At 71.6% G+C, this 21,323-nt stretch carries 6 protein-coding genes; 2 read left to right on the top strand and 4 right to left on the bottom strand.

What is annotated here, in order from left to right:
- Positions 1-43 precede the first annotated feature (43 nt).
- The 4 genes from TMO_RS20790 to TMO_RS20805 all read right to left on the bottom strand — a co-directional run bounded on the left by TMO_RS20790 (position 44) and on the right by TMO_RS20805 (position 4,519).
- A complete protein-coding gene (locus TMO_RS20790) occupies positions 44-1,312 on the bottom strand; it encodes a type II toxin-antitoxin system HipA family toxin (protein WP_014747678.1) in 1,269 nt (422 codons plus the stop codon).
- Positions 1,309-1,551 carry a helix-turn-helix transcriptional regulator gene (locus TMO_RS20795; RefSeq protein WP_014747679.1) on the bottom strand — a complete coding sequence of 81 codons (243 nt, stop codon included), beginning with the start codon at positions 1,549-1,551 and terminating at the stop codon, positions 1,309-1,311. Before TMO_RS20795 ends, TMO_RS20790 begins: the two co-directional genes overlap by 4 nt.
- 197 nt (positions 1,552-1,748) lie before the next feature.
- Positions 1,749-3,869 carry a catalase gene (locus TMO_RS20800; protein ID WP_014747680.1) on the bottom strand — a complete coding sequence of 707 codons (2,121 nt, stop codon included), beginning with the start codon at positions 3,867-3,869 and terminating at the stop codon, positions 1,749-1,751.
- A gap of 161 nt (positions 3,870-4,030) precedes the next feature.
- The gene (locus TMO_RS20805) at positions 4,031-4,519 is read right to left on the bottom strand and encodes a CBS domain-containing protein (protein WP_014747681.1); all 489 of its coding nucleotides are present in this window, start codon (positions 4,517-4,519) and stop codon (positions 4,031-4,033) included.
- Between the two features lie 193 nt (positions 4,520-4,712).
- Here TMO_RS20805 and TMO_RS20810 point away from each other — a divergent pair, with 193 nt between their 5' ends.
- Both TMO_RS20810 and TMO_RS20815 read left to right on the top strand, forming a co-directional pair.
- Positions 4,713-5,423: a UdgX family uracil-DNA binding protein gene (locus tag TMO_RS20810; RefSeq protein WP_014747682.1), complete on the top strand. Its 711-nt coding sequence runs from the start codon at positions 4,713-4,715 to the stop codon at positions 5,421-5,423.
- Positions 5,424-5,631: 208 nt separating this feature from the next.
- Complete coding sequence (locus TMO_RS20815; protein ID WP_014747683.1) at positions 5,632-21,279, top strand: non-ribosomal peptide synthetase; 15,648 nt, start codon at positions 5,632-5,634, stop codon at positions 21,277-21,279.
- Positions 21,280-21,323 lie beyond the last annotated feature (44 nt).

Raw genomic sequence — 21,323 nt, forward strand, 5'->3', positions numbered from 1 at the left:
CCACTTCGCCCGCGACACCACGGGGTTGGGTCACCCCTGGCTCTCACCGGGCCCTCCCCCCGACCGTCAGGGCACAACGCTCGGCACGGTCACGGATCATGTCGGCAAACTGCTCACTGGCCCGTCGGTCCAAGCCGGACGGCGAAAGCTCCTCTGCAACGGCGGTTGCCTTCTCAAGCACGCCCTTGCTGATCTCCGCAACCCGTCGCCGGATCAGCGGCAGGCCGAGACCCGTCTCAGCTGCGAAGGTTGCCCAGCCCTTGGCATCCAGCTCGGCGAGCGTCGCCCGTTTCCCGATCTTCATGGCGAAATTCGGCGAGAGGTCGGGATAGGCGACAGTCGCCAGCAGGTCGTAGAGCGGGGCGAGGCGCGGGCCTCCGGTGTCATAGAGGATCGAGAAGTTCTTGCCGTGCGCATCGGCATTCCCGGCGATCACATTGAAGATCACCGCGTCGAGAAGCTTCAGCACATCGACGGCGGGCCTGGCAGCGACACGGCGGAGCAGCGCGAAGCAATCCTTGAAGGTCGGGCCACCTTCGCTGGCATATTTGATCTCCGGTGGTACACCGAGCGCCTGGCAGAAATCTTCCTGATGGATCCGGTGCACAGCCCCATCACCGCCGATGTCGCGGTCGTAGCGCTGGACCAGCAGAAATGGGCGACCCTGCACGATACGCGCCTCTACCGGCGCGACATCGAGACCGATTGCCGCGGCAAGGCACATCACAAAGGCCTCGTTCTCGGTCGTGGCCGCGAAGCGCGAGATCGGCGGTTTGAGAATATGCGTCGTCGGCTGGCCCGGCACAGGCAACGCCACCGCGCCATCCACCAGAACGACCGGCACCTTCGACTGCGCACCGGCCAGCGAGAGCCGCAGTCCGCGCTCGCCCGCCAGCAGCGGGCGAAGGGGCAGCGCCTCCAGTACCCGGATCAGGGCCGCATCATCGAGCGGGCTCGCCTGCCGCTCGTCGGCAAGACCCATCTGTGGTTCGCCGGGCGGCAGAAGCTGGAGCGCGCCCGCGACATCGCCACCGAGACGATCGAGAAGGGCAAAATCATTGGCCCGTGAAACGCCGAGCGCCTGGGCCACAGCGTCGCGCTGGCCTTCTTCCGGCAAGAGGCCACCGAAAAACGGCCGACATTCGCGACGACTGAACGGCTCCGCCCGCTTCGGCAGCGAGGCGGACAAGGGCGGCATCTCTGCATCGCCCAGCCACTCCGGCGCATAGGCGAAGCCGAGTTCACCGTGCGGGTTCTGTGTCAGCTGGCCCACCAGGCGCCCGTCCCACCAGACATCGAGGGCGCGCGTCATGCCTTCCGCCCTCCGTTGATATCCGGCGGCGGCATGATGTCGAACGAACATCCAAGGGCCGCCAGGACCTGAAGCGTCTTGCCGATCTGGGCGGTCGGCTTGCCCGCTTCGAGATCGACGATGAAGCGCAAGCCGACCCCGGCTGCGCCCGCAAGCTCGTCCTGCCGCAGGCCTGCGGCCTTGCGGGTGGCGCGGACAATGTCGCCGATCTCGGCAGGGGTGAGCGTGCGTCTGGCCATGATCTTTCCCGATCGGGAAATTATGATCGAACCCCGAAGATTATCCATCAGAATTTCCCGCTCGGGAAAACGCTTCGCGAGCATCATGACGGCGGATCGTCTTAAAGAGACATAAAAAGTAGCCTCGGTCTCGGCAAAAAGAAGCCCCGACAGGCCCAAACCCGCCGGGGCAATTCTCCCTCACAAAAGGCCGCCGCTCACACCGCCGCGATCACCTTCTCCCGCGCCCAGAAGCGCAGGTCGCGGCAGGTTTTCAGGAAGGCCGGGGCGTCCGACGGCGCTCCGAGTTTCACGAAGCCGGCATCGCGTTTGGGCGGGGCCACGCCCGCTTCGGTCATCAGCGCGTCGGCGTCGGGGGCCCAGGCGATGAATTTGCGGTGGGCATAGGCGTCGCCGATGAAGTCGAGCGCGGCCGGGTGGGTTTTCAGCCGGTCGGCGCCTTCGGCCGAGGTCAGGATGGCGACGGCGTCGTAGAGCACCGAGGGGCCGCCGTCGATCTTCTGGGCCGCCGGCACCAGCATGCCGTCGCTGAGGGTGACGCCGGCGATTTCGGGGGCGATCACCTCGATCATCGCGCCTTCGGCCGAGACCGCCTTTTCGAGCGCGGCATAAAGATCGGCATCGGCGCCGTCGGTCAGCAGCACGCCGAGCTTGCGGCCGCGGAAGCTGTTCGGGCCGTTGAGCACGATCGACAAGGCCGGCGAGGGCGGCAGATCGGTGCGGGTGGGTTTCGCCGCCGGGGCCGGGTCGGGCATGTCGCGCACGCCCAGCCCCGCCGCCACGGCATCGGCCAGATCCTCGTGCACGTTCTGAAGATGCGACAGCATGCGCAGGCGGATATCGGGGCGTTCCACCTTGCTCAGCTCGAACACCAGCGCATTCGCCATATGGGTGCGTTCCTCGGGCGTCTGGCTGATGTAGAACTGCCGCGCCTGGCTGTAATGATCGGCGAAGCTTTCCGGCCGCATGCGCAGCTTGTCGGGCTCGTGCTCGGTGACCCGCAGGCTGGAGAAGCCGGTCTTCGGGTCTTCGCGCGGCCCTTCCTTCCAGGAATTGGGCTCGTAATTGGCGCGGCCCTTGCGGACATCCATGCGCATATGCCCGTCCTGCTGGAAGTGATGCATGGGGCAGCGCGGCCGGTTGACCGGGATCTCGTTGAAATTGGGGCTGCCCAGCCGCTTCAGCTGCGTGTCGAGATACGAGAAATTCCGTCCCTGAAGCAGCGGATCGTTGCTGAAATCGACCCCCGGAATGATGTTCTGGGTGCAGAAAGCGACCTGTTCGGTCTCGGCGAAGAAATTGTCGACGACGCGGTCGAGCACCAGCCGGCCCACCCGGCGCACCGGCACGATTTCTTCGGGGATGATCTTGGTCGAATCCAGAATGTCGAAATCGAAGGCCTGAGCGAAGCTTTCGTCGAACAGCTGAAGCCCCAGCTCCCATTCCGGCGCGTCGCCCTTGGTGATCGCATCCCAGAGATCGCGGCGGTGGAAATCCGGATCGGCGCCGTTGATCTTCACCGCCTCGTTCCACACCACCGACTGCATGCCGAGTTTGGGCTTCCAGTGGAACTTCACGAAGGTCGATTTGCCGTCGGCATTGACCAGACGGAAACTGTGCACGCCGAACCCTTCCATGAAGCGGAAGGAGCGCGGGATCGCCCGGTCCGACATGATCCACATGACCATGTGCATGCTCTCGGGCGTCAGCGAGATGAAGTCCCAGAAATTGTCATGCGCCGTCTGCGCCTGGGGGAAGCCGCGATCGGGTTCCTGCTTGGCGGCATGAATCAGGTCGGGGAACTTGATCGCATCCTGAATGAAGAAGACCGGGATGTTGTTGCCGACGATGTCCCAGTTGCCGGCCCCGGTGTAAAGCTTGACCGCAAAGCCGCGCACATCGCGGGCCAGATCGAACGAACCCTTGTTGCCGGCAACCGTCGAGAAGCGCACAAAGGCTTCGGTGCGCCGTCCCGCTTCCTGAAACGGATCGGCGGTGGTGATGTCGGCCAGCGATTCATACGCCTCGAAAAAGCCGTGCGCGCCCATGCCGCGGGCATGCACCACCCGTTCCGGGATCCGCTCGTGATCGAAATGGAAGATCTTGTCGCGGAAATGCACGTCCTCCATCAGCGTGGGCCCGCGCGGGCCGATCTTCAGCGAGGACTGATCATCGGCGACCGGCATGCCGTGCGAGGTGGTGAGCACCGGCGTATCACCGCCGGCGGTCTGATGCAATTCCCCGCCAGGGCCGCGAAGCGCCTCCTGGTCGTGGATCTTCACGGGCGTGCGGGCATCGGGATCGGTGGTATTGGCCATCTGGTCGGGGCTCCGCTGGCGGGATCAGGCGATCCGGGGCTGGCTGAGTGAAGGGAGAGAGGGAGAGAGGGAGAGAGGGAGAGAGGGAGAGAGGGAGAGCGGGCGGCCCGGCCGGGGAGGCGGGGCGGAGCGGCCGGGCCGCCCGCCGACGGGGGCAGGGCTCAGCGCCCGCCGCCGCCATTTCCGGCCGAGCCGTGCCCGGCGCTGCTCTGACCGGCGCGGGCCTGGTTGTGCGCACCACCGGGCACGACCACGCCGGTCATCGCGGTACCGGTGGATGGGGGCGAATAGCCGAGGGCGCTGTCGGCCAGCGACAGCACACCGACCAGCCGGTCCTGCCGGTTCATCACCGGGATGCGGCGGACCTGGATGTCGCCCATGTTCTGGACGACATGTTCCACATCCTCGTCCTCGTAGCAGTATTTCACGTCGCGGGTCATGACCTCGGCGACCTTGGCGGAACCGTCGCGGCCGGCACCGACGCCGCGGATCGCGATGTCGCGATCGGTGACCGCGCCGATCAGACGGTCGTTCTCGCCCACCGGCATGTAGCCGATGTCGCAGTCCGCCATCCGCTCGGCGACCGCCCGCAGGCTTTCATTCGGCGTGGCGAGCTGGATGTTGCGGTTCATGAGTTCCTGGACCTGCATATCTCGATCCTCCGTCACGGTGCCCGGCCGGAAAGACGGGCGGCCGGGCCTGGGTTCGGGTGTCTCGGATTCGGGTGCCCCGGTTGTCGGGCCGCATCGGGCGTTCGGGCGCTCAACGCGCACCGGCAGCGATGGTTCCGGAACGGATCGCCCGAAGAGGCGATTAAGGGGCCGCATCCCCAAGGAGCCCGCCATGCCCGCCCCCTCTCTCGACGGCCACCCCGACGGCCAGACTTCCATCCGCTCGCTCGACGAGGCCCGCCGGCAGGCGGAAGGCTGCCGGCGCTGCGATCTCTGGGCCAATGCCACCCGGACCGTGTTCGGCGAGGGCCCGCCATCGGTGGAAGGGGCGACGGCGGAAGGGGCGACGGCGGAATGGACGGCGGCGGAATGGACGGCGGGGGGGCCCCGGCTGATGCTGGTCGGCGAACAACCCGGCGACCGCGAGGACCGGGCCGGCCATCCCTTCGTCGGCCCGGCCGGCGCGGTGCTGAACCGGGCGCTGGCCGAGGCGGGCATCGATCGGGCGCGGGTCTATCTCACCAACGCGGTCAAGCACTTCAAGAACGAGCCCAGGGGCAAGCGCCGGCTGCACAGGCGCCCGGATGCCGGCGAAATCGACCGCTGCCGCTGGTGGCTGGAGCTGGAACGCCGCTTCGTGCGCCCGCAGGTGATCGTGGCGCTGGGGGCGAGCGCCGCCCGGGCACTCACCGGCCATGCGGTCACCATCTCGCGGGTCCGCGGCCGGGTGCTGACCCTGGACGCGACCGGGGTCGCACCGGCGGCCCGGCTGCTGGTCACCACCCACCCGTCCTACATCCTCCGCCAGCGCGACGACGACGCCCGCCGACGGATTTTAGAGGCGATGATCACCGATCTGGTTCTGGCCGCCCGCCAGAAATGAGGCCCCGTTTCCGGCCCATATGCCGGATCTCTGATGCGCAGTGTGCAACGAGCTTTGAAGGTGGACGGCTCCGGGGTCAATGAACATCCATAAACCCGCCGGGATGACTTGCAGGTGACACAACCTGCACTCTACTCTGCTCGAAAATCAGGGTCATGCCGGCGGTCGAACCGGCAGGCCTGGGGTAATCGGGCAGCGGGAGGCTATCGTGAGCGTGATCGGTCGGGCAGGTCCGGGCGGGCGGCAGGATGCGGCGGCAGAGACCATCGCAGAGGCCGCACCTGTATCACTGCTGCCGCTGTCGGGCGCGCAGGCGGGCATCTGGGCCGATCTGACGTCGGGCGGGGTGGGGCCTGCCGGCTACAACATCGCCGACCGGATCGATCTCGACGGGCCACTTGCCCCCGCAGCCCTCTGCACCGCCATCCGGCTGACCGATCAGGCGACGGAGGCGGTACGGCTGCGCTTCACCACCGACGAGACCGGCACCCCCTGGCAGTGGCTCGCCGAAGCGCCCGGCCGGTTCGATTTTGCCGTGGTCGACCTGTCGGACGCCGACGACCCCGACCTGCTTGCCCAAGAGGCCTTCGAGGCGCTGCAGGCCCGCCCCTTCGACACCGCCCAGGGGCCGCTCTGCCGCCATCAGCTGCTGCGGCTGGCGCCCGATCGCCATCGCTGGATCCGCTGCTATCATCATCTGATCCTGGATGGTCAGGGTGGCATGATCCTGGCCGGCGCGGTCGGGCGGATCTACACCGCGCTCATCCGTGGCGAGCCGGTGCCCGATCCGGATCTGCCGGCCTTCACCGACCATCTGGCGCGTGAAGCCGCCCATGCCGCCGGCACCGGTGCCGGGGCCGATGCCGCCTGGTGGCGCAGTCGTCTGGCCGGGCTGCCGGCCGCGGCCCGCTTCCGGCCGGCCGCCACCGCCGCCGCCCGCTTCGACGGGCGGATCGCGTCGGTGACCCGCCCGCTCGGCGCAGCACGGCTGGCGGCAATGGACCGGGTGGCGCGGGCGCATGGCCTCGCCTCGCGCAGCAGCCTGGCGCTCGCGCTGTTCCTGGTGCTGCTGGGCCGGGTGGCCGGCACCGATACCCCCGTCTGCAACACGCCGCTCGGCAATCGCATGGGGCGTGCGGAACGGCGCACCCCGGGCGAATTCGCCTATACCGTCCCGACCGGCACCCGGATCGACGGAACCGAAAGCCTCGCCGGGCTCGCCCGGCGGCTCGATGCCATGACCCGCCGCGACCTCCGGCACATGCGCCTCGCACCCATGCGCTGGCCCGAGGCCGGCTTCATCCCCGACAGGCCGGCCAGCCGCGGCGCGCTGTTCAATGCCATGGATCTGCCGGCGACCTATGGTTTCGACGGCCTGCAGGTGAGGGTGGCGGACTCGATCTTCGGCGAGTTGCACGACGTGATGGCCTGTCTGCGGACCTATGGCGCCGCCGATGCCTCGGACATGCAGTGGAGCTTCCCGCCCGCCCGCATCGACCGGGCCCGGGTGGAAAGCCTGGCCGCCGCGTTCGAGGCCATGCTCGATGCCGCCCTCGCCGATCCGACGCAGCCGGTGGATCACCTGCCGGCAGGCGATCTGCCGTCACCCGCCGACACCGCCGGGCCGGTCCCGCCGCAGCCGGCCGTGCCGCTGATCGATACCACCACGCGTACGGCGCTGGAGGCCGAGGTCACCCGGCTGTTCGCGGGTCTGCTGGATGCCCCGCAGCTGACCGCCGATGACGATCTCACCGCCCACGGCCTGCAATCCCTGCGCGCCATCCGCGCGGTGGCGCCGCTCACCCGGCTGATCGGCCGCGAGGTGACCGTGGCCGACATCCTGGGCCACCCCTCGGCCGCGGCCCTGGTCGGCCATCTCTTCGGGCGGCTTGAGACGATGGCCGCGGCGGACGAGAGTCGACATGCAGAGGTTGATTCACCCGCAGAAATAACCTCATTCAGATTGCCGGCCCGGCTGGAGGGGCAATGGCTTGCCCGGCGCGATGCCGGCCCCGGCACCAGCTATTCCATCGGGCTGGTCTGCGACCTGCCGGCCGGGACCAGGGCAGCGGCGCTCGAAGAGGCGCTGCACCGGCTGCTCGACCGGCATCCGGCCCTGCGCTCGACCTTCGCCGAGGGCGTGGACGGAGAGGTGATGCAGCGGATCGGTCCGGTGCCGCCGATCCGGCTGGCCGGCTATGACGATGCGGCGGAAATGCTGGCGCCCTTCGACCCGGCGACCGGGCCGCTGATCCGCTTCGGCTGGGAGGCGGACCAACCCGAGCGGTTGCGGGTGGTGGTCGATCATCTGGTCTTCGACGGCGAAAGCCGCACGGTGTTCCAGCGGGAACTGACCGCCCTGCTGACCGGGCAGCCCCTGCCCCCGGCGCCGCCGGTGGATGCCGGCGGCCTGGACGAGGCCGCCGAGGCGGCCGCGCGCGCCTTCTGGGCCCCGCGCCTCGCCCGGCTGCCCGAACGCGCCCTTGCCGCCGAACCGGATCCGGTGCCGTCGGGAGAGGGGCGCCGGGCGATGATCCGGCTCGCACCGGAAACCACCCGGGCGCTGCACGGCCTGACCGGCCGGGGCGCCACGCCGACCGCGGTCTGGACCGCCATTGCAACCACCGCCCTGTGGCGAATTCTTGAAGACACGCAAAGGTTGTCGGCCGGCATCGCCTTTGCCGGGCGCAGCCGCCGCGACACCACCGATGCCATCGGATGTTTTGTGAATCTGCTTCCTGTGGTTGTCGAGCCGACCGCAGGCGAGGCCCTGCCCCAGCTGGCCCGGCGGATCGGCCGGGACATCTCTCAGGTGCTGACCGTCCAGGACTACCCGCTCTCCCGGCTGGCGGCGGACTGGGCGCAGGCCGTGCCCGCCCGCGGGCCCACGCCGGTCGATCTGGTCTGCACGCTGGAAAACGACCTCTCGGCGCTGGAAGCGGCCGACATCTCCTTCGCCACCGGCAAGTTCCCGCTGCTGATCGGGCTGATGTGGCAGGGCGATGCGGCGGCGCTCAACATCGAATACGACCCGTCCCGTTTCGGCAGCGCCTGGATCGGGCGGCTGCAGACGGTCATCACCCGGCTGATCGCCGCCGCCGCCGCCGATCCGGCAACCCCGATCGACCGGCTGGACCTGCTGGATGCCGGGGATCGCGCGGTCATCGCCGCCGCCAATGCCACGGAATTCACCTGGCCGCGCGACGGCGGCCTCGGCCGGCAGCTCGACCAGGTGCTCCGCGCCGATCCGGACCGCATCGTCCTTGCCGACGATGCCCGCGCGCTCACCGCCCGCGATCTGCGCGCCCGACTGGGCGGGGTTGCCGCGGCCCTCGCCGCCGTGGGCGTTGAGCCCGGCACGCCGGTGGCGCTGGCGGTGGAGCGGGATCCCGACGGCCTGACCGCGCTGATGGGCATCATCTGGGCCGGCAACGCCTTCCTGCCGCTCGCCGCCACCTTCCCGGTGGCGACCGCGCGGGAGCTGCTGGCCACCGCCGGCTGCACGGTGCTGGTGGCGGATGATGCCGGCCTGGAACGCTGGGCCGCACTCGCCCCCGGGATCACGCTGATCCCGCTGCCGACCGGCCGGGCCGACCTGCCCCCCGCCCCGCGCGGGCCCGAAGATCCCGCCTGCCTGCTCTATACCTCGGGCTCGACCGGCATGCCCAAGGGCGTGGTGGTGCCGCATCGGGCGATCCTGCGCCTGGCCTATGGCGACTTCTGCACGCCCGGCGGCTGCATGGCCCAGGCGGCCCCCATGGCCTTCGATGCGATCAGCCTGGAACTCTGGGCGCCGCTACTCAATCACGGCCGGGTGCGGATACTGCCGGCAACCACCATGTTCGACCCGCCGCTGCTGGAGCGCAGGATCCGCGACGACGGCATCGATACGATGTGGGTCACCGCCAGCCTGTTCAATCAGATCGTCGACGAACGGCCCGGCACCTTCGCCGGCCTTAAACGGCTGATGACCGGCGGCGAGGTGATCAGCCCCGATCATGTCCGCCGGGTGATGGCCGCCTGCCCGGGCGTTGTGCTCTACAACGGCTACGGTCCCACCGAGAACGGCACCTTGACCACCATCCACCGGATCACCGCCGCCGATCTGGAAGGTGGTCCGGTGACGATCGGCCGGCCGGTCCCCGGCACGCGGGTGCATATCGTCGACGGCCGCGGCCAGCCGCTTCCGATCGGCGTCTGGGGTGAGCTGGTCACCGCCGGCGACGGGCTGGCCACCGGCTATGCCGGCCGGCCGGAGCTGACCGCCGCCGCCTTCGTCACTCTCGACGGGCTGGACGAGCCGCTGGTCTATCGTACCGGCGACCGGGCGCGCTGGCGCGCCGACGGCAGGATCGATTTCGGCGGCCGGCGCGACGGCCAGCTGAAGATCCGCGGCCAGCGGATCGAGACCGCGGCGGTGGAGGCGATCCTTGCCGCAGCCCCGGGCGTGCGGGATGCGGTGGTGGCGGGCATCGGCCACGGCGCCGATCAGATCCTGGCGGCGCTGGTCGCCGCCGACGAGGCCGACGAGGCCGGCTGGCGGGCCGCCATCGCTGCACGGCTGCCGGCCTATATGGTTCCCGAACGCTTCCGGCTGGTCGATCGGCTGCCGGTCAATGCCAATGGCAAGGCCGATCGCCGGCAGGCGGCCGCAATGCTCGCCGAAGCCGCCCCCGTCGCCCGACCTGCCGGCACGGGCACGGGTTTCGAGCGGGCGGTGATCACTGCCTTCGAAAGCCTGTTCCCCGGGGTCCGGATCGGTATCGAGACCGATTTCTTCGACCTGGGCGGCCACAGCCTGGCCGCCATGCGGCTGTCCGCCCTGCTTCAGGCATCGACCGGCCGACGGCCCGGGCTGGCGCAGATCATGGCCGCGCGCAGCGTGCGCGGGATTGCTGCCCTGCTCGACCGCCTGCCCGCGGTGGCGGCGCAACCGGCCATCCCGCGCGCCACCGGCAATGAGCACCCGCTCTCCCCCGGGCAGCTGCGGCTCTGGGTGCTGCACCGGCTGCATCCCGGGCTTGCGACCTATTCGGTGCCGATGCTGCTGGCGCTGGACGGCCCTCTCGATGCCGATGCGCTGGATCGGGCGCTGGTCGGGCTGGAAACCCGCCATCACGCCCTGCGCACCCGTTTCGTCGCCCGCCCGAATGATGGCGACGGCGTCCGCCAGATCGTGGCCGCACCGGGTGCCCTGACCGCCCGGCGGCTCTGCCTGGATGCGACCGGGGCCGACCAGGCGATCGCCCGCGAGATCGCGCGGCCCTTCGACCTCGGCGCGGAGCCGCTGGCCCGCGCCGTGCTGATCCGCATCGACGCGCACCACCACCGCCTGCTGCTGGTCCTGCACCATGCCATCGCCGACGGCTGGTCGCTGCCGGTGCTGCTGCGCGATCTGGGCCGGCTTTATGCCGGCGCGGTGGACGGCCGGCCGGACGATCTACCGCCGCCCGCCCGCCAGCTCGCCGATATCGCGGTCTGGCAGCGGGCCCGCGCCGCCGGCGCCGAAGGCCGCGCCCTGATCGACCGCTGGCAGAGCCGGCTGACGCCGCCGCCCCAGCCGCTCCGCCTGCCGGCCGATCACCCGCGGCCGGCGGTGCGCAGCTTCGCCGGAGACATTCTGAGCCTGACCCTGCCCATGGCCGCCACCGCCGCGGTCGACCGCATGGCCGCAGCCGCCGGGGTGACGCCGTTCACCGTGCTGACCGCCCTGTTGCAGGCCCTGCTGCACCGGCTGACCGGTGCCCGCGACATCGCCCTCGGCCTGCTGGTCGCCGGCCGCGGCGCGCCGGTGCCGGACGATCTGGTGGGCTTTCTGGTCAACACCGTCGTGCTGCGCCAGTCGGTCGATCCGGGTGCCCGCTTCGCCGATCATCTGGCGATCACCACCGATCGGCTGGCCGAGGCAAGCGCCGATCAGGACGCCCCCTTCGAAGCCGTGCTTCAGACCCTGGCGCTGGACCGCGACCCGGCGCGCAACCCGCTCTTCGACGTGCTGGTCACCTGGCAGGACGACATGCCGGCCATGCCGGCGATGGCCGGGCTGACGGTCAGGCCGCTGGACTGCGTGCTGCCCTTCGCCAAATTCGACCTCTCTTTCCATTTCCAGCGCGATGGCGGCCGGATCCGCCTGCATCTGGAATATGCGACCGAGCTGTTCGAGACCGCGACGGTGCGCCGGCTGGCCGACCGGCTGGCGGTGCTGGCCGCGGCGCCGGGGCTGGAGGGCAGCGCGATCGGCGCGCTGCCGCTGATGACCGATATCGATCGGGCGGCGCTGGCGCGCTGGAACGACACCGCCCGGGCGCTCGACACCACCCGGCCGCTGCCGACGCTGCGTCATGCGGGCGATCCCTCGGCCCCGGCGCTGATCGCGCCGGGTCTCACCCTCGACAATCAGGGCTTCGACCGGCGGGTCGGCGGCCTGGCCCGCCGGCTGCTGGCCGCCGGTGTCCGGCGGGGCGATGTGGTGGCGCTGGTCCTGCCGCGCAGCCCCGATCTGCTGATCGCGGTGCATGCCGTGCTCGCCGCCGGTGCCGCCTGGTGCCCGCTCGGCCCCGACCTGCCGCCGCAGCGCCGGGCGCATATGATCGAGGATCTGGGCGACCCCTGGTTTCTGAGCGATGCGGCGCATGGCACGGATCTGCCGGCCGACCGGCTGATCCTGATCGGAGACGACCTCGCCGATGCGCCGGTGGTGCCGGCGGGGCCGGACGCGCTTGCCTATGTCCTCTTCACCTCGGGCTCGACCGGCCGGCCCAAGGGGGTGGAGATCACCCGGGGCGCGCTCGCCAACCGCATCCTGTGGATGCAGCAGACCTTCCCCATCGGCCCGGCTTCCATCGATGCTGGGGACGTGATCCTGCAGAAGACCCCGGCCGGTTTCGACGTCTCGGTCTGGGAACTGGTCTGGTGGGCCTGGAGCGGGGCCGCGGTGGCCGTGCCGCCGCCGGGCATCGAACGCGACCCCCAGGCATTGGCGGCGGCGATCCGCGATCATCGCGTCACCGTGATCCATTTCGTGCCGGCGATGCTGCGCGCCTTCCTGGATGCGCTGGACGACGGCCGGATCGAGGGGGCCCACCTTGCCACGCTGCGCCTGGTCTTCGCCAGCGGCGAGGCGCTGGATGCCGCGACCGCCGCCCGCTTCGACCGCCTGCTTCATGCCCGCTTCGGCACCGCGCTGCACAATCTCTACGGGCCGACCGAGGCCACCGTCGACGTCACCTGGCAGCCCTGCACGCCATGGGATCCGGCGGCGAAAACGGTGCCGATCGGCCGACCGGTCGCCAATACCCGCGTGCTGATCCTGGACCGGGCCGGCCGCGCGCTGCCGCCCGGCGTCGCGGGCGAAATCGTGCTCGCCGGCCCCCAGGTCGCCCGCGGCTATCGCGGCCGGCCGGATCTGACCGCAGACCGCTTCCGCCCCGACCCCGAGATCGCGGGCGCCAGGGTCTATCACACCGGCGACCTGGGCCGGTGGACGGCCGACGGCGTGGTCGAGTATCTGGGCCGGATCGACGATCAGGTGAAGATCGGCGGCGTGCGGCTGGAACCGGCCGAGGTCGAAGCCGCGCTCGATGCCTGCCCGGGCGTGGTGCGCGGCCTGGTGCGGGTCGGCCGGCGCGACGGGCTGGCCGAACTGGAAGCCTGGGTGATGGGCGCAGCCGATCTGACGCCTGCGGGGCTGCGCGCGGCCCTTGCCGACCGGCTGCCGGCGGCGATGATCCCGACCCGCTGGTTCCGGATCGATCAGGTGCCGCTGTCGCCCAACGGCAAGGTCGACCGCAAGGCGCTCTCGGGCGTGCCGCTGGCCGGCCGCCCGGCCGTGGCCGCCGCCCCCGCGGGCCATCCGGCCGAGGCCGAGATCGCCCGGATCTGGCGCGAGGTGCTGCCGCCGGAAGCCGTGTTCGGCCCCGAGGACGGGTTTTTCGAGGCGGGCGGCAGTTCGCTGATGCTGCTGCGGCTGCATGACCGGCTGGAGGCACGCTGGCCCGGCCGGTTCAGCCTGGCCGGCCTGTTCGCGGCATCGACCGTGGCCGCCCAGGCCGCCCTGCTGGATGACGGCGATACCGCAACCGGCGCCACCGCAACCGCCGCAACCGATGGCGCGATCGCCATCATCGGTATCGGCCTGCGTGTCGCCGGCGCCGAGGATCTGGCCGGCTTCTGGCAGGATGTCGCCGCCGGTGCCGACCGGGTCGGGCCCCCTGCCGCCGCACGGCTCGGCAGCGCCCGCCATATCGCCGCCGCCGCCGGCATCGCCATGCCGGCCACGCCGCGCGACGCCGCCTGGCTGGACGGTATCGACGGTTTCGATGCCCGCCGCTTCCGCTTCTCCCCCGCCGATGCCGCCCTGCTCGATCCCGAACAGCGGCTGTTCCTGGAAACCGCGCAATGCGCGTTGGAAGATGCGGGCCTGGGCGGTGCGGCGCTGAAGGGCGCCCGGGTCGCCGTGCATGTCGGCGGCAATGCCAACCCGCTGCACCGCCAGGCGCTGCGCCACCTGTCGGGCGCGCGACTGGAACAGGCCTTCGCGCTCAACGTGCCGTCGAACATCGCGACCCGTCTGGGCTTCCTGAACGACTGGCACGGCCCCGCCAGCCTGGTCGACACCGCCTGTTCCTCGGGGCTGGTGGCGGTGGATGCCGCCTGCCGCGATCTCGTCCGCGGCACGGCCGATGTCGCGATCGCCGGCGCCGCCCGGTTGATCCTGGTGCCGCAGGGCGATGATCAGCGCATGACCATCGAAAGCAGCACCGGCCGCACCCATGCCTTTGCCGACGGCGCCGATGGCACCGGCGCCGGAGAGGGCGCGGTCGCCCTGGTGCTGAAGCCGCTGGCCCGGGCGCTGGCCGATGGCGACCCGGTGCATGGGGTGATCCTGGCCACCGCCGTCAACCAGGACGGCGCCTCCAGCGGTGCCGCCGCTCCGAACCCGATCGCCCAGGCCGATGTGATCCGCACCGCCTGGGACCGGGCGGGCGTGCCCTTCGCCAGCGTTTCCTACATCGAAGCCCATGGCACCGGCACCCGCCTCGGCGATCCGATCGAGATCGAGGGGCTGACCCGCGCGGCAGGGACGGTCGCCTTCGCCGAGCCGGCGATGATCGGCTCAGGCAAAGGCAATTACGGCCATCTGGACAATGTCGCCGGCGCGCTCGGCCTGGTGCGCGCGGTGGCGGCGCTGGCCCACGACACCGCCCCGCCGCAGCCCTTTTTCGACCGGCCCAACCCGGCGATTGATTTCGCCCGCGCGCCGGTCAGGGTCGCCGCCCGCGCCACCCGCCTGCCCGATCGCGGCACCCCGCGCCGCGCCGGGGTCAGCTCTTTCGGCCTCAGCGGCATCAATGCCCATGCGGTGATCGAAGCCGCCCCGCCCCGGCCGGCGGCGGCGATGGATCCGGACGGCCATGCGGTGATCGTGCTCTCGGCCGGCGACCGCGCGGCGCTCGGCCGCTATGCCCGCGCCCTGCACGACCGGATCACCGCCGATGCCGGCCTCGATCTTGCCGGCATCGCCTGCACCCTGACGCAGGGCCGCAGCCATCTGGCCTGGCGGTTCGCGGTCGCCGTGCCCGACCGGGCGGCGTTGCTGGCGGCGCTCGACCGGCTGGCCCGGGGCGATGACCAGGACACCGCCGAGGTCGCGACCGGTCGTCAGGTCCGCCATCAGACCGTCGCCGCCTGGCATGCCGATCCGACCGCAGCCGCAGCCGCAGCCGCAGCCCGCGCGGTTCTGGATGGTGCCGTGCCGGTCTGGCCCGACTTCCTGCCCGCCCGCCGCCACCACCTGCCGCCGGCACCGTTCAGCCGCATCCCCTGCCGGATCGATCTACCCGCAAAGGCTGCAAATTCTGATATCGATACAACTTTCAGCATGGGGTGGACCGCCTTCCCCGGCGGCCGGGCGCTGGCCCTGCCGCTGGCCGATCCCGCGTTCTGGCCGGTGGCGGAGCACCGCCTGGCCGGCCGGCCGACCCTTGTCGGCATGGCCATCCCGGCGCTGGTCGCCGCCGATCGCGGCCCCGGAACGGTGCTGCACGATCTGGTCTGGCGCCGCCCGCTCCATGCCGGATCGCGCGAGGCGAGCCTGGTGATCGCCCGCGACGGCAGCGTCACCGCCGGCCATGCCACGGCGGAGGGCGGCTGGGCGGTTGCAGCCGAGGCCCGGGTTGAGACGTCATCCGCACCGCATCCCTCAGCCGTGGACCTGTCGACCGACGGCCTGATCGCGCTCGACCTCGCCCCCTTCGACGGGGCGGAGGGGGTGATGCAGGTGGGCCCGCGCTGGGATTGCCGGCAGGCGATCTGGCTGGCACCCGATCGGCGCCGCGCCGTCGCCAGGCTGGCCCTGCCCGCCGCGGCCGCCGCCGATCGCCGGCTCTGGCCCTGGCATCCGGCCCTGCTCGACATCGCCGCCAGCCTGCTCGCGGGGGTGGGAGAGGTCCCGCGTGAGGTGGCGGCCATCCGCATCCTGGCGCCCCTGCCCGACACCGTCATGGCCCGCGCCGACCGCCGCCCCGACGGGCTGGTCGACATCCGCCTGGCCGACGCGGCCGGCCGGCCGTGTCTGCTGATCGACGGCCTGCGCTTCGTGGCGGCAGACGGCCGGGCGGCGCCCGAGCTTCTGGCGCCGGTCTGGGTTCCCGCACCCCTGCACCCCGCCCCCCTGCCGGCCGGGGGCTGCCTTGTCCGCAACGCCGACGATCTGGCGGCGGCTCCGGCCGATGCCGCGCTGATCCTGCAGCTGCCGACCGGCCCCGATCTCGTCCGCCGGACCGCCGATCTGCTGAAGATCGCGCTCGCCCGCCCGGGTACCAGGCGGATCGCCGTCACCGGTGCCGGCACCGAGACTGACCCTGACCGCGCCGCGGTCGCCGGGCTGGTGATCGCCGCCGCCCATGAAACCCGGCACCAGAATCTGCGCTATCTGGACGTCGACGACGATGCGGCGCCGGCTGCGGTCGCCGCCGAATGGGCGGCGGCGGTGCCAGAGCGCTTCAGCCTCTGGCGCGACGGTCTGCGCCATGTCCGCCGGCTGGATCCGATTGCCCCGGAAACGGCACCCGTCTGGCCCGATCACGGCGTGGCGGTGGTGACCGGCGGCACCGGCGGCTTCGCGGCCGCCCTCGCCGAGGCGCTCAGCCATGGCGGTCGGGTGGCCCTTGCCCTGCTTGCCCGCCGTGCCACCGCGGATGACACGCTCGCCACCGCCATCGCCCGGATCGAGGCCCGCGGCGGCCGCGTGCAGCTCTATGCCACCGACATCACCGATCAGCCGGCCCTTGCCGCGACGCTCGCCCAGGTGCGCGCCGATCTGGGGCCGGTCACCGCCGTGGTGCACATGGCCGGCATCGCCGACGGCGCCATGCTGGCGGTGCGCGACATGGCCGGCTTCGACGCGGTCATGGCGCCCAAAATCCAGGGTGCGCGCAATCTCGACGCGCTCACCCGCAACGACCCGGTCACCGCCTTCGTGGTCTTCGCCAGCCTGACCGGGCTGGTGGGTGCTGCCGGTCACACCGCCTATGCGGCGGCCAATGCCTGGCTCGACGGTTTCGCCCGCCGCCGCCGGGCCGCCGGCCTGCCGGCGCTGGCCATCGACTGGTGCGCGCTGGCCGACCAGGGCATGGCCGCACGCGCCGGGGCCGATCGCGCCCCCGGCGCGCCGGTGATCTTCCCGGCCCAGGCGGTCGGCGCCATGACCGGCGCGCTCTCCACCGGCGCCGTCCAGGTGGTGGTGCTGCCGGCGGGGCTTGCCGCAACGTTGAATGCGCCGCCGGCCCCTGCCCGTCCGGAACCCGCGGCCACGGCCATGCCCGCCGAACCCGCCGACCTCACCACCCGCATCGCCCGCATCTGGGCCGAGGTGCTGGGCCACGACACCGTCGGCGCCGATGACGATTTCTTCGACCTCGGCGGCGATTCGCTCGCGGGCCTCGACATCGCCGAGCGGCTGACGGCGGAAACCGGCCAGCCGGTCACCCTGCAACTGCTGTTCGACCACACCACTCCGCGCGCCCTGGCCGCACTTCTGGCGCCCGAGGCCGCCGAACCTGTTTCCACCACCATCCCAGCTCCCACCCAGACGTCTCCCACCCTGGCCCACCAGATCGCCGCGATCTGGGCCGAGGTTCTGGGCCACGACACCGTGGGCATCACCGATGATTTCTTCGATCTGGGCGGCGATTCGCTTTCGGGCATGGAAATCGCCGATCTGATCACCGCCCGGCTGGGCCAGACCGCCACGCTCGCCCTGCTCTTTGACCACACCACCCCGGCGGCACTCGCCGCCACCCTCAGCCCCCCGGCGGCACTCGCCGCCACCCTCGACCCCACCGAAACGACACCGGATCCCGCCCCCGCCGATCCCCGCCGAGCGCCGGCCGGCCTCGATGCCTGGCCGCTCGCCTGGGAACAGCGCGCAGTGGTGGAAACCGAGGCGCTGGCCGGCATGGGCACCGCCTTCAACCTGCCGCATGAAATCGACCTGCCCGGCGACGTCGACATCGACCGGTTGCGGGCCGCGGTGGCGGCGCTGATCCGGCGGCATGCCGCCCTGCGCACGGGGATCATCGGCGCAGACCACGCTCAGGGAGGCGAGGGCTGGCCCGGGGACGACGACTGGTACGGGGGCGACGACTGGTACGGGGGCGACGACTGGCGGATGGTGGCGATTGACGCCGCCATCGTAACCCCTTCCCTCGCCATTGAGCCGATCGCCCATCCGGTCGGCACCGCGCCCGCGGCCCCCATCCGGCCGTTCAGCACCGATGGCGGCGCGATGGCGCGCTGGTCGCTGCACCGCGACCCGGCCGGCCGGCTGGTGCTGGCCTTCGACATTCATCACAGCATGTCCGATGCCCAGGGCGTCGAAATCCTGCTCACCGAGCTGGCGGCCCTCTATCAGGGCCGGGATCTGTCGCCGGTTCAGGTGGATCTGCGCGATTACGGCTGGTGGTCGGCCGTGCGCGGCGATGCGGCGATCCAGGCCGCGCGCGCCTGGTGGGACGGGATCTTCCCTGCCACTGCCCAGGGACGCGATCTGCCGGGACGCGATCTGCCCCGGCTCGACCTGCCGGCCGATCGGCCGCGGCCGCCGGTGCATGGCCATGATGCCGCGGCAACCGGCTTCGACCTGCCGCCGGCACTCTCGCGCGACATCCGCGCGCTGGCTGCCCGCCGGCGCACGACCCCCTTCACCGTGCTGCTGACCGGCTGGGCAATTCTGCTCTCCCGGCTGACGGGGCGCGACGACATCACCGTGGCACTGCCGGTCAACACCCGTGCCGCCGCCGGTTTCGACGGCGTGGTCGGCATGCATGCGGCCCTGGTGCCGGTGCGGATGCAGGTACCGGCGGATGGCAGCGGCGCCGCACTTCTGGCCCATATCCGCGACCGTCAGGCCGGCGCGCTCAGCCATCACGCCCTGTCGCTCGGCCGGATGCTGGCCGAATTCCAGGCCCCGGCGATGCCGGAGCGCAGCCCCCTGTCCGAAGTTTCGATTTCCTACATGAACCATGCCGCAACCGCGGCCGGCACGCTGGATGCGGGCGGCTTCCGGTTGCGCGGCCTGACCCGGGCCGACGGCAAGAACGACCTGTCGGTGTTCATCGCCGACAAGGGCGAGGGCTTCGGCCTGGTGCTGGAATACGATACCGGCCTGTTCGATGCCGCCCGGATCGAGGCCCTCGGCCCGATGCTGCAGCGGATCCTGGCCGGGCTGACCGCCGATCCCGACCAGCCCGTGGGCCGGCTGCCGCTCCTCGACGATGAAACCCGGGGCCTGCTGGCGGCGCGCGAGGCGGCAGAAGGTGTGTCGGTGCTCGACGATCGGGGCCAGCCGGTGCCGCCCGGCGTCTGGGGCCGGCTGCACCGGCTGGGCGACGATGGCTGGCAGCCGACCGGAGACAGGGCCCGCTGGCGGCTGGACCTGACCGCGATCGAGACCGGCGGCCGGCTCGACCGGCTGACGCTCTGGCAGGGCCATCTGCTCGACCCGGCGCTGATCGAGGCGCAGCTCTCAGGCCTGCCGGGAGTTGCAGCCCTCCGCATTCTGCCCCGCCCGGGCAGGCTGGTGGCCGCCATCACCGCTGCCGGCCCCCGGCCCGATCCGGCCCATCTGCGCCGGGCGGCCGGGGCGATCCTGCCGCCGGTGCTGGTGCCCGGCGCCTGGCATCTGCTCGATGCCCTGCCTGAAGACGATGCGGCGCTCGCCGCAGGTGTCGCCGCCACCCCGTCGCTCGAAGAGGCGGCGGAGGCCGCAACCGAACGGCTCGCCACGGTCCTCGCCGTCGTCTCGGACGTGCTGGGCCGGCCGGCGACCGACCCGTCGGCCGATTTCCATGCGCTCGGCGGCCACAGCCTGCTGGCCATGCGGGTGGTGAACCGGCTGGAGGCGGCGACCGGCATCCGCATCCCCATGCGCGCCTTCTTCGCCGATGCGTCCATGGCCGGCATCGCCCGCAGCCTGGGCGAGGCGGCCAGTGAGGCGACACGTGCGGCGGCGGAAGATGTCATCCCGCCCGGCGCCGGCCCCGGCGCCCACCCGGCCAGCCATGGCCAGCAGCGGCTCTATCTGTTGCAGCAGATGCAGCCCGAAAGCCCCGCCTGGCTGATGCTCTTCGTCCTGCCGGCCGGCGCCGTCGATGCCCGGGCGCTGCGCCTGGCGCTCGACCGGCTTTCGGCCCGCCATGCCACGCTCCGCACCGGCTTTGCCACCACCGATGACGGCATCGTCCAGCTGGTTGCGGCAGAAGCGCCGCCGCCGCTGGTGGTGGACGATCTCCGCCACCGGACCGACGGCATGGACGAGGCCCTGCGCCTGGCCCGGCACGAGGCTGCCACCCCCTTCGACCTGGCGGCGGCACCCCTGTTCCGTGCCCGGCTGATCCGGGTCGGCGACCATGAAAGCCTGCTGCTGCTGGTGCTGCACCACATCGTCGGCGATGGCTGGTCGAGCCGGATCCTGCTCGCAGAACTTGCAACGCTTTATCATGCTGCAACCGAAGGACGTGGCGACCCACTGCCGCCTCTGCCGGCCAGCTATGCCGATTATGCCCGCTGGCAGCAGGGCCGGGACTGGCAGGCGGCGCTCGACGGCTGGCGCGACCGTCTGGCCGGGGCACCCGATGCGATCGCGCTGCCCACCGACCGGCCGCCCCGCCCCGATGCCTCGGGCCGCGGCGCCACCGTCCGGCGCGAGCTGCCGGCCGAGGTTCTGGCCGGGCTCTCCCGGGTTGCCCGCCGGCACAATACCGGTCTGGCCGCGGTCGGGCTCGCGCTCTTCGCGGCCGTGCTCTATCGGTTGAGCCGTCAGGATGACATGGTGATCGGCATGGGCGTCGCCGGCCGCGACCGGGCCGAAACCGAGGGGCTGATCGGCTTCTTCGTCAACGTTCTGCCGATCCGGCTGCAATTGGACGACGAGACCGGGCTCGGCCAGTTGATCGATCTCACCCGCGACCGCCTGGCCGAGGCGCTGGACCGGCGCGAGCTGCCCTTCGACCGGCTGGTCCGGGCGCTGGCCCCGGGCCGTGCCGGCGGCCGCCAGCCGCTCGCCAATGTGATCTTCGAATACCAGCGCTTCGACGACGTGAAGGCGGCCACCACCGAGGCGCAGCTGCCGCCGCCGCCGGCCGATGGCGGGCGTCTGGGATCGGCCGTGGCCGGGCTGGTCGATGCCTCGACCGCCAAGCATGATCTGATCCTGTTCTTCGAGGATGGCGGCGACCGCGCCAGGTTTTCGGCCGAATACGACACCGACCTGTTCGATGCCGCGACGATCGAGGCCTGGACAGGCTATCTTCTGCGCATCGCGACTGCGGTGGCCGCCAGTCCCGACGAGATCTGACCCGACGAGATCTGACCCGCCTCCCTACCGCTTCCGGAGCCCCC

The sequence above is a fragment of the Tistrella mobilis KA081020-065 genome (assembly GCF_000264455.2).
Lineage (GTDB): Bacteria > Pseudomonadota > Alphaproteobacteria > Tistrellales > Tistrellaceae > Tistrella > Tistrella mobilis.